Annotated in this window: 10 protein-coding genes and 2 tRNA genes; 9 read left to right on the top strand and 3 right to left on the bottom strand. The window is 59.7% G+C overall.

What is annotated here, in order from left to right; genetic code table 11:
- Positions 1-20 precede the first annotated feature (20 nt).
- Entirely contained in the window at positions 21-587 is a 567-nt protein-coding gene (dcd, locus tag KGB27_RS02755) for a dCTP deaminase (protein ID WP_008030058.1), read from the bottom strand.
- Positions 588-940: 353 nt separating this feature from the next.
- Here dcd and KGB27_RS02750 point away from each other — a divergent pair, with 353 nt between their 5' ends.
- A complete protein-coding gene (locus tag KGB27_RS02750; RefSeq protein WP_002554837.1) occupies positions 941-1150 on the top strand; it encodes a cold-shock protein in 210 nt (69 codons plus the stop codon).
- Between the two features lie 212 nt (positions 1151-1362).
- Here the strand turns inward: KGB27_RS02750 and KGB27_RS02745 are convergent, their stop codons facing one another.
- Entirely contained in the window at positions 1363-2370 is a 1008-nt protein-coding gene (locus KGB27_RS02745; protein ID WP_223553067.1) for a DUF481 domain-containing protein, read from the bottom strand.
- A 258-nt stretch (positions 2371-2628) separates the two neighbouring features.
- Here KGB27_RS02745 and KGB27_RS02740 point away from each other — a divergent pair, with 258 nt between their 5' ends.
- The 4 genes from KGB27_RS02740 to KGB27_RS02725 all read left to right on the top strand — a co-directional run bounded on the left by KGB27_RS02740 (position 2629) and on the right by KGB27_RS02725 (position 7402).
- Complete coding sequence (locus KGB27_RS02740) at positions 2629-2982, top strand: MGMT family protein (RefSeq protein ID WP_008030054.1); 354 nt, start codon at positions 2629-2631, stop codon at positions 2980-2982.
- A 43-nt stretch (positions 2983-3025) separates the two neighbouring features.
- The gene (locus tag KGB27_RS02735; protein ID WP_008039268.1) at positions 3026-4585 is read left to right on the top strand and encodes an AmpG family muropeptide MFS transporter; all 1560 of its coding nucleotides are present in this window, start codon (positions 3026-3028) and stop codon (positions 4583-4585) included.
- Positions 4586-4715: 130 nt separating this feature from the next.
- Positions 4716-6431 carry a proline--tRNA ligase gene (locus KGB27_RS02730; protein WP_008039270.1) on the top strand — a complete coding sequence of 572 codons (1716 nt, stop codon included), beginning with the start codon at positions 4716-4718 and terminating at the stop codon, positions 6429-6431.
- Between the two features lie 17 nt (positions 6432-6448).
- Positions 6449-7402: a hypothetical protein gene (locus KGB27_RS02725; RefSeq protein ID WP_223553065.1), complete on the top strand. Its 954-nt coding sequence runs from the start codon at positions 6449-6451 to the stop codon at positions 7400-7402.
- A gap of 115 nt (positions 7403-7517) precedes the next feature.
- Here KGB27_RS02725 and dinB read toward each other — a convergent pair whose 3' ends face one another.
- Positions 7518-8579: a DNA polymerase IV gene (gene dinB, locus KGB27_RS02720; protein ID WP_223553062.1), complete on the bottom strand. Its 1062-nt coding sequence runs from the start codon at positions 8577-8579 to the stop codon at positions 7518-7520.
- A gap of 301 nt (positions 8580-8880) precedes the next feature.
- Here dinB and KGB27_RS02715 point away from each other — a divergent pair.
- The 4 genes from KGB27_RS02715 to KGB27_RS02700 all read left to right on the top strand — a co-directional run bounded on the left by KGB27_RS02715 (position 8881) and on the right by KGB27_RS02700 (position 13443).
- Positions 8881-8957 (top strand) — tRNA-Met (locus KGB27_RS02715).
- A gap of 193 nt (positions 8958-9150) precedes the next feature.
- A tRNA-Met gene (locus tag KGB27_RS02710) sits at positions 9151-9227 on the top strand.
- Positions 9228-9505: 278 nt separating this feature from the next.
- The gene (gene mprF, locus KGB27_RS02705) at positions 9506-12148 is read left to right on the top strand and encodes a bifunctional lysylphosphatidylglycerol flippase/synthetase MprF (protein ID WP_008030043.1); all 2643 of its coding nucleotides are present in this window, start codon (positions 9506-9508) and stop codon (positions 12146-12148) included.
- Positions 12148-13443, top strand: a complete 1296-nt coding sequence (locus KGB27_RS02700) for a virulence factor family protein (protein WP_008030041.1) — start codon at positions 12148-12150, stop codon at positions 13441-13443. Before mprF ends, KGB27_RS02700 begins: the two co-directional genes overlap by 1 nt.
- The last annotated feature ends 179 nt before the right edge of the window (positions 13444-13622 follow it).

Raw genomic sequence — 13622 nt, 5'->3', positions numbered from 1 at the left:
CGGTTTGTCAGACGGTTGACTCAGGTGCGTGGCAGCGTCACGCCGCGTTGGCCCTGATACTTGCCGCCACGGTCCTTGTAGGACACTTCGCACTCTTCGTCGGACTCAAGGAACAGCATCTGCGCCACGCCTTCGTTGGCGTAGATCTTCGCCGGCAGGTTGGTGGTGTTCGAGAATTCCAGGGTCACGTGACCCTCCCACTCAGGCTCAAGCGGGGTGACGTTGACGATGATGCCGCAGCGGGCATAGGTGCTTTTGCCCAGGCAAATGGTCAATACGTTGCGCGGAATACGGAAGTACTCGACGGTGCTGGCCAGGGCGAAGGAGTTCGGCGGGATGATGCAGACGTCGCTGTGGATATCGACGAAGCTGCCGGCATCGAAGTTTTTCGGGTCGACGATGGCCGAATTGATGTTGGTGAACACTTTGAAGTGATTGGTGCAGCGAACGTCGTAGCCGTAACTCGACACGCCGTAGGAGATCACTCGGCTATCGTCGCTGCCGCGCACCTGGCGCTCGACGAACGGTTCGATCATGCCCTGCTCTTGCGCCATGCGGCGAATCCACTTGTCCGATTTGATGCTCATGGCGGGTGTCCTGAATAGCGAGGTGGAAAAAATCTGTCCGGCATCTTACCGGGGCGCGCCGCCGGTTCAAAGTCCGGGGCACAATTCTTGGCGATCCCCCTTAAATTCCGGACCTCGACGGCAATACAATGCACCGTCAGTCACGAAAACAGAGAAACCTTCGCAGGAAGCATTGGCACGTTCCGGAAAAAGGGTTAAGGTGGCGCCACTGTGCTGCTTGTGTCACTGAGAATCTCTACACGATATGTTGAATTTCGATCCAACCATCTACAAGAATTTTTCCTGCTCTTTGCACTCAGTCTCGGCCAGGGTTCTTCCTGAGTCGCAGTTATCTTTGTTCAAGGAGTTACACCATGTCTAATCGCCAAACTGGTACCGTTAAGTGGTTCAACGATGAAAAAGGCTTCGGCTTCATCACTCCACAATCCGGTGACGACCTGTTCGTTCACTTCAAAGCTATCCAATCCGACGGCTTCAAAAGCCTGAAAGAAGGCCAACAGGTTTCTTTCATCGCTACCCGCGGTCAGAAAGGCATGCAAGCTGAAGAAGTTCAAGTTATCTAACTTGTACTTGCTTTAGTAAAAAGCCCCGCCCTTAAAAGCGGGGCTTTTTTGTGGGCGGGTGTTTTGTAGTGATCCAAACGCTATGGATAGTACTGACGCCTTCGCGGGCAAGCCTCGCTCCTACAGGTTTTGCGTCGGTATCGGAAATCGCGACCCGACGCAAAACCTGTAGGAGCGAGCGGTGCGGCGATCCGACTTGCCCGCGAATGGATTTACCAGGCCACGCCGAACCCTGCGGTGTAGCGGGTCTTGTCCAGATCGGCATCGTCTGTACCGCTGATGATGTCTCGCTCGGCCTTCAGGTTAAGCGACGCCCACTCGGTCACTTTGTAGCGCAAGCCCATTTCGGCATCGAGCGCATAATCCGCCACACCCGACAACGGCTTGCCCACTTCGCCATTGGTGAAGAACTCCACCTTCTTGCCGATCAGGTAGCGGTTGTAATCCCACTTCATCGCCAGGGAATAGAAGTTGTCCTTGCTGCCGTCGGAGAACTGGTAGTCCGTGTGGTTGAACAGCGAGCCGAGCGAGAATGCGCCTAGCTCGTCATCCCAAAACTGGTAACCCGGACCGGTACCGACGGTGCGCTGACGGGAGAGCTCTTCAACCTTGTCGCGCTTATAAACCGCACGGCCCTGCCAGAACCACTTCTCGGTCAGGAAGCGGTCGAGCGAGTACTCGCCCCGCCAGTTGTCGGTGGTGACCACGTCATCCTGGAATTCACGGTTGTACTCGCCTTCGGCGATATGCCGCCATCTGCCATGGCGCGCAGTGGTCTTGAAGTCGACATCGTAGTCGTCGGTGTCCTTTTCCGCCCGCTGGTAATCCAGCGCCGCATCGATATTGCCTTTCCAGACCAAATCTTCGACCACCGGCTTGGGCTTGAGAATCTGCTGGATACTCGCCAGCTCGACGGTCTTCGGTGCCTCGCCGTTTTCCAGCGTCACCTTGCCGTCGTCTGCCGCGTGCAGCGACTTGGCCTTCTCGCCGCTGTAGGCATCCTGCTTGACCAGCAACTCCTGATCGCTCTCCAGGGTTTTGACTTGCTTCCAGTCGATCGGAACCGAACCGGCGTATTCGGTCTGGATCACCAGCTTGCCGCCGTCGAACAGAGTGATCTTGCCACTCAGCTTGTCACCGTTCTTTAACCACACGGTATCGGCGAGCAAGGGCGTGGAAACACTCAGGACAGCGAGGCACAACAGGGTTCTGGACACCATAAGCAAAGACAGGCTCAAGTTTGCGAAAAAAGTCGGCATTATCCATAGGAATAAGGCCCTAACAAGGACTGACCCGCCCATCTCTATTGAGTTCATTTCTCAATTACTGATCGAGGATTTACCCTACAGACGGTCAGCCACTGTAGGTGCGAGCCTGCTCGCGATAAACTCAAGATCGACGCATTTTCCCAGACAGCTCGCGTTATCGTTAACGACCATCGCCGGCAAGCCGGCCTCGCTCCTACAGGGATCCCGGATGTGACCGACGCCGATGCAGAAACCGAAAGCCCTGCGCAAATCCGACGCACGGCGCTGTACCTCACTCTGGCGCAGGTGCCTGAGGGCAAAGTCGTGAGTTATGGTCAACTTGCCGAACTCGCAGGACTGGGTCGCGCCGCGCGCTGGGTCGGTCGTACGCTCAGCCAGTTGCCCGGCGACACCAAACTACCCTGGCACCGGGTACTCGGCGCCGGCGGTCGGATCAGCCTGCCCGTGGGCAGTCCTTCAGGGGACGAGCAACGCGCACGATTGCGCTCCGAAGGCGTCAGTGTCCTGAACAATCGTGTTGATATTCAGCGCCATGGCTGGCGCCCGGTAGAGCACAGCGGTTAGAGTGCGCGCTTTGTTTCCGTAATCTTGAGGCAGACTTCAGCCCATGCCCCGTAAAACCTGGCGCGCCGCGCTCGCCGCCTATGCCAGCCCATCGACACTTGTGCTGTTGTTGCTTGGTTTCGCCGCCGGCCTGCCCTACATGCTGGTGTTTTCGACACTGTCAGTCTGGTTGCGTGAAGCCGGTGTGGCTCGCGAAACCATTGGCTATGCAAGCCTGATCGGTCTGGCCTACGCCTTTAAATGGGTCTGGTCACCGTTGCTGGACCAATGGCGCCTGCCATTTCTCGGCAAGCTCGGTCGCCGTCGCTCGTGGCTGGTACTTTCCCAGGCACTGGTAATCCTCGGCTTGATCGGGATGGGTTTCTGCGACCCGCAAAAACACTTGTCCTGGCTGATCGCCATTGCTGTAGTCGTGGCCTTCGCCTCGGCAACGCAAGACATCGCGGTCGACGCCTATCGCCTGGAAATCGCCGAGGACAGCCGCCAGGCTGCCCTGGCCGCCAGCTACATGTCCGGCTATCGGATCGCGGCACTGCTGGCCACTGCCGGCGCCCTGTTCTTCGCCGAAGGCTTTGGCTCCACTGGTTTCAACTACAAGCATTCGGCATGGGCCGGCACTTACCTGCTGTTCGGCGCCCTGATGGTTCCGGCGCTGCTGACCTCTTTCTTCATGCGCGAACCGCCGGTGCCGTTGCGCACGCAACTGCAGGCCGGGCGCTACAGCTTCGTGCATCAACTGGCCTCGGTGTTCGTACTGATCGTGCTGCTGGTTTCCGTGCCGGCCATGTTCACCCAGCTCTACAACACCGACTTCGCCAGCGTGCTGTTTGACGGCGTCAGCCTGCTCGACCTGCTGCTCCAGGACCGCGCATTCCTGCGGGCGATCCTCTACACCTCGCTCACCGCGATGTGCCTGTCGGCCATAGGCCGTCGTGGCCTGGCGCCGGTGCTGACACCGGTCAACGACTTCATTCTGCGTTACCGCTGGCAAGCGCTGCTGCTGCTCGGGCTGATCGCCACGTATCGGATGTCGGATACGGTGATGGGCGTGATGGCCAACGTGTTCTATATCGACCAGGGCTTCACCAAGGATCAGATTGCCAGCGTCAGCAAAATCTTCGGCCTGATCATGACGCTGGTCGGCGCCGGCATGGGCGGCCTGCTGATCGTGCGATTCGGCATCCTGCCGATCCTGTTCATCGGCGGCGTGGCGTCAGCGGGCACCAATTTGCTGTTCCTGATGCTCGCCGACATGGGCGCCAATCTGAACATGCTGATCCTGACCATATCCCTGGACAACTTCAGCTCGGGCCTGGCGACCTCCGCGTTCGTCGCCTACCTGTCGAGCCTGACCAACCTCAAGTTCTCCGCCACCCAATACGCCCTGCTCAGCTCGATCATGCTCCTGCTGCCGCGCCTGATCGGTGGCTATTCCGGGGTCATGGTGGAAAAATTCGGCTACCATGATTTCTTCCTGATCACCGCGCTGCTGGGCGTTCCGACGCTGGTGTTGATCGCCTTGCACTGGTTCCAGGAGAGCCGCCGCGAAGGCCCAACCCCAAAGCCTGAGCCGGTTCCAGCCCAGGTCGCGGAAGAATCGTAGGAAGCATCGCAAAGGGCGTGGAGATTCCCGCCCTCCTGCCACACCACCGACCGCGCGCCTGTACGCCAGCAGATCTCGCCCGTACAATGCTCCGTCATTTCTCGTCATCAGCAACCGACAACGGCCAACCATGCGCACCAGTCAATTTTTGCTCGCCACACAGAAAGAAACGCCTTCCGACGCGGTCGTCATCAGCCATCAGCTGATGCTGCGCGCCGGCATGATCCGCAAACTCGCCTCGGGCCTGTACACCTGGCTGCCGATGGGCTTGCGAGTAATGCGCAAGGTCGAAGCCATCGTTCGTGAAGAAATGAACGCCGCAGGCTCTCTTGAAGTGTTGATGCCGAGTACACAACCGGCTGAGCTGTGGCAGGAATCCGGTCGCTGGGAAGAATACGGCCCTGAATTGCTGCGCTTCAAGGATCGCCACGGTCGCGACTTCTGCGCCGGCCCGACCCACGAAGAAGTGATCACCGACCTGATGCGCAACGAGTTGAGCAGTTACAAGCAGCTGCCGATCAACCTGTATCAGATCCAGACCAAATTCCGTGACGAAATCCGCCCACGCTTCGGTTTGATGCGCGGCCGCGAATTCATCATGAAGGACGCCTATTCGTTCCACGCTGACCAGGCTTCGCTGCAGGTTACCTACGACCGCATGCACCAGGCGTACTGCAACGTGTTCACCCGCCTGGGCCTGAAGTTCCGCCCTGTCGAAGCCGATAACGGCTCCATCGGCGGCGCCGGCTCCCACGAATTCCACGTACTGGCCGAATCCGGCGAAGACGATATCGTCTTCAGCAACGGTTCCGACTACGCCGCGAACATCGAAAAAGCCGAAGCGGTACCGCGTGAAACCTCCCGCGCCGCACCGACTGAAGAGATGCGCCTGGTCGACACGCCAGATACCAAGACCATCGCCGCACTGGTGGAAAAATTCAATCTGCCGATTGAAAAGACCATCAAGACCCTCGTGGTTCACGCTGAAGAGAAAGGCAAGCTGATTGCCCTGATCATCCGTGGCGACCACGAGCTGAACGAAATCAAGGCCGCCAACCAGCCTGGCGTTGCCAGCCCGCTGGTCATGGCGTCCGAAAGCGAACTGCGCGACGCCATTGGCGCCGGCGCCGGTTCCCTCGGCCCGTTGAACCTGCCGCTGCCGATCATCATCGACCGTTCCGTCGAGCTGATGAGCGACTTCGGTATCGGTGCGAACATCGACGACAAGCACTACTTCGGCGTGAACTGGGAGCGTGACCTGCCGGTTCCGACCGTTGCCGACCTGCGCAACGTCGTGGCCGGTGATCCGAGCCCGGACGGCAAAGGCACCCTGGAAATCAAGCGCGGCATCGAAGTCGGGCACATCTTCCAGCTGGGCAACAAGTACAGCAAAGCGATGAAGTGCGAAGTGCTGGGCGAGAACGGCAAGCCGGTCACCCTGGAAATGGGTTGCTACGGCATCGGCGTTTCCCGCGTGGTAGCGGCGGCCATCGAGCAGAACAACGACGCCAACGGGATCATCTGGAGCGACACACTGGCGCCATTCCAGATCGCGCTGGTGCCGCTGCGCTACGAAACCGAACAGGTTCGCGAAGCGACCGACAAGCTGTACGCCGAGTTGACTGCGGCCGGCTTCGAAGTGCTGCTGGACGATCGCGACAAGAAAACCAGCCCGGGCATCAAGTTCGCGGACATGGAGCTGATCGGCATTCCTCACCGGATCGTGGTCAGTGACCGCGGCCTCGCCGAAGGCAATCTGGAATACAAGAGCCGCACCGAGCCCGAGGCGCAAGCGCTGCCGGTCGCTGACGTGCTGTCCTTCCTCCAGGCCCGTATCCGCCGCTGACACCAGATAGAGAAGTCATGTTCAAGCGAAACACCTTAGGCCTCGGTGGTGCCGCCCTGTGCGGCACCCTGCTGGTCAGCGGCTGCGCCAATCACATGTCGCAACGCAGCGAGCACGAGGCTCGTGTCGAGCGCAAATTGCTCGATCACAGCCTGCAGATCGATGTCGGTGAGCCCAAGGTGCTTGAGCTGCCGCAACGTCGGGTGAAGATCCACGAGCAGAAGACCTTCGAAGTCACCGAGTTCGAAGTCACCCGTCATTACGATCGCTACACGCCTTACCAACCCTGGCGGGAGGTCTACGAGATCCCGCTGGGCGCGGTGGCCGTGGTGGCCGGTGTCGGCGCGAACGTGGTCAACGTGTTCGCCCTCGGCAACCTGCCGGATAGCGTGACCAAGGACTGGTTCAGCTACGGTTTCGCCGGGCTCAACCCGTTCATGAACGCGCCGTCCCACGGTCGTGCGCAGCAGAACCTCGCCGGCATCGACGAAGTCCAGCTCGACAAGCGCACCGAATACTCGAGCCTGCCCTGGAGCGAGCGCCCGGTGCAGGTCAAGGCCGGCAAGGAAACCTTCGAGCTGAGCACCGACAAAAACGGTGTGTTGCGCTTGAACCTGCTGGACAGCCCGTTCGCTGAACATGACATCAATCACCTGAGTCGCCTGCTGATCAAGGTCGAAGATAGTCAGGACGATGTGCACACGGACTCGACCCTGGCGGTCAGCAGCTCGTTGCGCGGCAAATTGCTTGAAGCCCACGGGCTGATTTACGACGATCTTGAAGACGACGAAGTGAGCCAGTGGGTACACCGGGTCAAGCGCCTGTCGGAACTGGGTCTGGAAGAAGAAGCCAGTGAGCTTGAACAGAGTTTGATTGAGCTGACGCGTAACGATCCTGAGTTGCAGACCGAATTCCTCAAGTCGTTGACCAAGGATGCCGGGCGATTGGTGGCGGATCCGGGACCGAACTAAAAGCAAAAGCTTCGCGAGCAAGCCCGCTCCCACAGTTGACCGTGTTCACCTGAACAACTCGGTCAACTGTGGGAGCGGGCTTGCTCGCGAAGAGGCCCGGAAATCCACCGCAAATCTAGCGCTCAAACAACTCCATCTGCTCAAACCCTCCGCGCAAATCCTCCAGCCTCACCCCGACCCCCAACAACCGCACCGGTTTCCCACCGCGATTGAACGCCTGGGTCAGCAACAACTGATAACTCCCCAGATCCCGCCCTGCCCCGGCCTGCTCCAGCGTGGTCTGGGTAAAGTCATGGAATTTCACTTTGACGAACGGCTTGCCCGGCCGATAGCTGTTGTCGATTCGCGCCATGCGGCCCGCCAGGGTTTCCAGCAACTCGGGTAACTTATCCAGACAGCTCACCAGATCCGGCAGATCCACGTCATAGGTGTTTTCGACACTGATCGATTGCCGCCGACTGTCGTTGTGCACCAACCGATCATCGATCCCACGGGCCAGACTCCAAAGCCGCTCGCCAAAACTGCCGAACTCGCGCACCAGCGCCAACTTGTCCCATTCGCGCAAATGCGAACAATCGACAATGCCGAGCCTGCCCAGTTTGTCGGCAGTCACTTTGCCAACGCCATGGAGCTTGCTGACAGGCAAACCGCTGACGAAATCCTCGACCTGATCCGGCGTAATGACAAACAAGCCATTGGGCTTCTTCCAGTCGCTGGCAATCTTGGCCAGGAATTTGTTCGGCGCCACGCCGGCCGAGACAGTGATGTGCAACTGATTGGACACCCGACGACGGATGTCCTGGGCAATTCGCGTGGCGCTGCCGCCGAAGTGCGCACTGTCCGACACATCGAGGTAAGCCTCATCGAGGGAAAGCGGCTCGATCAGGTCGGTGTAATCGCGAAAGATCGTGTGAATTTCCTTCGAGGCTTCCCGGTAGGCGTCCATGCGCGGCTTGACGATGGTCAGGTCAGGGCACAACTTCAAGGCGTGTCCCGACGACATCGCCGAACGCACGCCATACGCCCGCGCTTCATAGTTACAGGTGGCGATCACCCCGCGTCGATCCGCCGAACCACCCACCGCCAGGGGTTTTCCGGCGAGGCGCGGGTCGTCGCGCATCTCGATGGCAGCGTAGAAGCAGTCACAATCGACGTGGATGATTTTTCGCTGGCTCATATAAAAGCGGTGTTCATGGCGTAGAATTGGAGTCAAGGCTTGCCGGATCTGCAGTATCTCACCGACACCTGTATATAGCACCAGTAGTCTGAATGTTCTTACCCAATGGTAGGAAAAGTTACAGATGAATTTATTTTCTCAATCGAAAGCGCACCTGCGATAGAGCTGCAAGCCTTGCCAGGCCTGACTCACAGCCGATCACACCGCCCTCTATCAGAGCTAAGCGATTGAACCAGAACAGGTTTTATCTGGATTGAAGGTTGACAGCCCGGCGATCCTCTGTAGAATGCCGACCCACAGACGCGGGATGGAGCAGTCTGGTAGCTCGTCGGGCTCATAACCCGAAGGTCGTCGGTTCAAATCCGGCTCCCGCAACCAAACATCAAAAAAGGCTACTCGAAAGAGTGGCCTTTTTTGTGCGCGCGTGTTTTTGGCAGGAAGCAGAAATCGTTCTGATTCCGAAACTTAACGCTCCCCTGCGACCGTTCGCCGCTTATTTACGCTTATTTGACCCGGCGCCGGATTAACGGTTGACACACCGGCGTATCTCTATAGAATGCCGCCACACAGACGCGGGATGGAGCAGTCTGGTAGCTCGTCGGGCTCATAACCCGAAGGTCGTCGGTTCAAATCCGGCTCCCGCAACCAAACATCAAAAAAGGCTACTCGAAAGAGTGGCCTTTTTTGTATCTGTTGAAAAAGTCCTTTCGCAACAATGACCTGTCACTGTGTAGGGAAGCGTTCGGGATCACCTGAGTTCTGAGTTCAGACTATGCTGAATCGCAGACAGAACCCCCTACGACGGATGCCATGCCATCGCCGCTGATCGGTGAGAGGCGTTAATATTTGTGATTATTTTTTTCTACAGGGATTGGTAACTTGGCTGGATACCCCCATCCTGTCGCGCACAATCCAAGAGGTGATTGATGCGCGCCAACTCGTCTGATTCACAAGACACCGTCACAGCGACACAACCGATCAAGGCCGAGCGTCTGCGCTTGCTTGATCTGGTCAGCAAGTACCGTCAGCCCATTGGCCTGGCGGTCACCCTGCTGTTGTTCGCTATCGCGCTGATTGCCTGTCGCCACCTGCTGAGCGAACTCGATCTTTACGCTCTGCACGACTCCATTCTCGACGTACCGAAACCGGCACTGCTCGGCGCATTGGCCGCAACCGTGGTCGGCTTCATCATCTTGCTTGGCTACGAATGGTCGGCCAGCCGCTATGCCGGCGTGACCCTGGCGCCGCGGCTTCTTGCCCTGGGCGGGTTCACGGCATTTGCCATCGGTAATGCCATCGGCCTGTCGATGCTCTCGGGAGGCTCGGTTCGCTACCGTTTATATGCGCGTCATGGCCTGGGGGCTTCCGATGTCGCGCACATGACGCTGTTCGCCAGCCTCTCGCTCGGCTGCGCCCTGCCCCCGCTGGCCGCCCTCGCCACACTCAGCAACCTGCCTGCCGCCTCTGCCGCCCTGGGCCTCTCTCAGATGCTGCTAGGTGCGATTGCCGCCGCTGTATTGCTACTGTTTACCGTATTGGCCGTCGGCATCTATCGCCGGCGCCTGCCAGAGCAGCCTTATGCAGACAACCTGTTGGTCAAGGTCGGTCGTCGCACCTTGCGCCTTCCGGGCCGTCGCCTGACGTTCCTGCAACTGGTCATTACCGCCCTCGACGTAGCCGCCGCCGCGACCGTGCTGTATCTGTTGCTGCCGGAAGCTCCGCCCTTCGGTGCATTCCTGCTGGTGTACCTGCTGGCGTTGGCCGCTGGTGTGCTCAGCCATGTTCCCGGTGGCGTCGGCGTATTCGAAGCCATTCTGCTGGCCGCCTTCGCCGACAAACTTGGTGCCGCGCCGCTGGCCGCCGCGTTGCTGCTCTATCGCCTGATCTACGTGGTGCTGCCGCTGCTGGTCGCGTGCTTGCTGCTGTTGGTCAATGAAGGCCAGCGTTTGTTTCAAACGCGTCAATCCTTGCGTGCAGCCTCCGGCCTGGCCGCTCCGATTCTGGCGGTGCTGGTGTTTCTGTCCGGCGTGGTGCTGCTGTTCTCCGGCGTGACCCCGGAAATCGATACACGCCTGGAACACATCGGTTTCCTGATCCCTCATCGACTGGTCGACGCTTCGCACTTCGGCGCCAGCCTCGTCGGCGTGCTTTGCCTGCTGCTGGCCCAAGGCCTGCGTCGACGCCTGTCCGCCGCGTGGATGCTGACCACCATTCTGTTGCTGGTCGGCGCCGTGCTTTCGCTGCTCAAAGGTTTCGACTGGGAAGAAGCCTGCCTGATGACCCTGACCGCGAGCCTGCTGGGGGTTTTCCGGCGCTCGTTCTATCGCCCGAGCCGCCTGACCGAACTGCCGTTTTCGCCGCTGTATCTGGTGTCGAGCCTTTGTGTACTCGGTGCGTCGATCTGGCTGCTGCTGTTCGCTTATCAGGACGTTCCCTACAGCCATCAACTCTGGTGGCAGTTCACCCTTGATGCCGACGCCCCGCGTGGCTTGCGCTCGCTGCTCGGCGCCGCCGTGCTGTTGGTGGTGGTGTCCCTGACCTGGCTGCTGCGCACCGCACGCCCGGTGATCCACCTGCCCACGCCGGACGAACTGGACCGCGCGGTAAAAATCCTGATGGCTTCCGCCCAACCGGACGGTGGCCTCGCCCTGACCGGTGACAAGGCGCTGCTGTTTCACCCTAACGACGAAGCGTTCCTGATGTACGCCCGCCGTGGACGCAGCCTGGTGGCCTTGTATGACCCGATCGGCCCGACCCAGCAACGGGCGGAAATGATCTGGCAGTTCCGCGACCTCTGTGACATCCACCACGCCCGCCCCGTGTTCTATCAAGTACGCGCCGAGAACCTGCCGTACTACATGGACATCGGCCTGACTGCGATCAAACTCGGCGAAGAAGCCCGGGTCGATCTGCAGCGCTTTGATCTCGAAGCCAAGGGCAAAGAGATGAAAGACCTGCGCTACACCTGGAACCGTGGCACCCGTGATGGCCTGTCGCTGGAGATCCATGAGCCAGGGCATGCGCCGATGGATGAGCTCAAGGTGATTTCCGATGCCTGGTTGACCGGCAAGAACGTGCGCGAGAAAGGCTTCTCCCTCGGTCGTTTCGGTGATGACTACCTCAAGCATTTCCGCATCGCTGTCATCCGTTTCGAAGGGCGCCCGGTGGCGTTCGCCAATTTGCTCGAGACTTTCGGCCATGACCTGGCCAGCCTCGACCTGATGCGCGCACACCCGGATGCCCCCAAACTGACCATGGAATTCATGATGGTCGGCCTGATTCAACATTATAAAAATCATGGATACGCGCGTTTCAGCCTGGGCATGGTGCCGCTGTCGGGGTTGCAACCCCGTCGTGGCGCGCCACTGACCCAGCGTCTGGGCTCGATGGTTTTCCGCCGTGGTGAGCAGCTGTACAACTTCCAAGGCTTGCGCCGCTTCAAAGACAAGTTCCAGCCTGACTGGGAACCCCGTTATATGGCTGTGCCCGCCGGACTCGATCCGCTGGTTGCCCTGGCCGACACTGCTGCCCTGATTGCGGGCGGCTTGACTGGATTGGTGAAACGCTGATGATTCAACGCTCCTTGCGGTACGTACTGGGCACACTGGTAGTGCTGGCCCTGATTCTCGGTGGCGGTTACTGGTACCTCAAACGCCCGGCGCCAGAACCGACGCTCGAACGGCTGACACCGGCCGACGGCGCCGCGATGACCCGCGTCATCCCCGGCAACACGCCGCGCGCCCAGGTGCTGGTGGCGGTCAATGACGACCAGAAGCTCAGCGACAAACAATTGATGACCCTGAGCCGCAGCGGCTCGGCGCAGATCGTTCAGGTGATCCTGCCCAAGGACTGCCTGTTGCAAAGCCGCGCCCTGCAATCCGGCCTGAGAGAACTCAAAGGCCCGGCGACGCTGGTCAGCGGCATCGGCCCTGGCGCCGTGCTGGCATGGCGCTGGTTGTCCGAGCAGAAGGACGACAAGTCCCAGGCCGTTTCGGTGGACCTGGCCCTGGAAAAACCTGGCTGCACCCACCTGCTGCCGAAAAGCGCTGCTCACGGTCACTGGCTGGTGGCGTGGAACGACAACCCGGACGACACCAGCGCCGGCTTCGTGCGCGACCAACCCAACGCCGAAACCAGCATCAGCGACTACGACATCAACCTGCCGCAAGTGCTGAACAACGAACTGCGCAAGCTCCTCGTCGGTGGCGACAAAGCCGCTGGCGGCCTGCAGATTCCAGTGGTTGAAGTCCCGGCCGGCCAGGCCAAGGACACCGTCACCCTGTTCCTTTCCGGTGACGGCGGCTGGCGCGACCTCGACCGCGACGTAGCGGGCGAAATGGCCAAGATCGGCTACCCGGTCGTCGGCATCGACACCCTGCGCTACTACTGGCAGCACAAGAGCCCGGAGCAAAGCGCCCTGGACCTCGCTGAACTGATGCAGCACTACCGGCAGAAATGGGGCACCAAGCGCTTCATCCTGACGGGCTACTCGTTCGGCGCCGACGTCCTGCCGGCGATCTACAACCGCCTGGAAGCCTCGGAACAGCAACGCGTCGACGCAATCATCCTGCTGGCCTTCGCCCGCACCGGCAGCTTCGAAATCGAAGTCGAAGGCTGGCTCGGCAACGCCGGCAAAGAAGCCGCCACCGGCCCGGAAATGGCCAAGCTGCCACCGGAGAAAGTGGTGTGCATCTTCGGTGAAGAAGAAATCGACGAAAGTGGCTGCACCGACAAAACCGCCGTAGGCGAAGCCATCAAACTGCCCGGCGGCCACCACTTCGACGAGAACTACCCGAAACTGGCCCAACGGTTGGTGGATGTGATCGAGAAGCGCCAGGCGAAGGAGACGGCGGCTCAGGAGTGACCTGAACCCGCCCACAAAAAAGCCCCCGCTGCCTTACGGTAGCGGGGGCTTTTTCATTCCAGCGGCACACCACACTCCCCCTGTGGGAGCGAGCCTGCTCGCGATAGCGGTGTGTCAGTCGACATAAATGTTGAATGCAAGACCGCTTTCGCGAGCAAGCCCGCTCCCACATAGGGTCT

This window comes from Pseudomonas sp. BF-R-01 (assembly GCF_019946615.1).
Lineage (GTDB): Bacteria > Pseudomonadota > Gammaproteobacteria > Pseudomonadales > Pseudomonadaceae > Aquipseudomonas > Aquipseudomonas migulae.
Note: the sequence above shows the minus strand (reverse complement) of the source record. Positions and strands in the feature narration are given on the sequence as shown.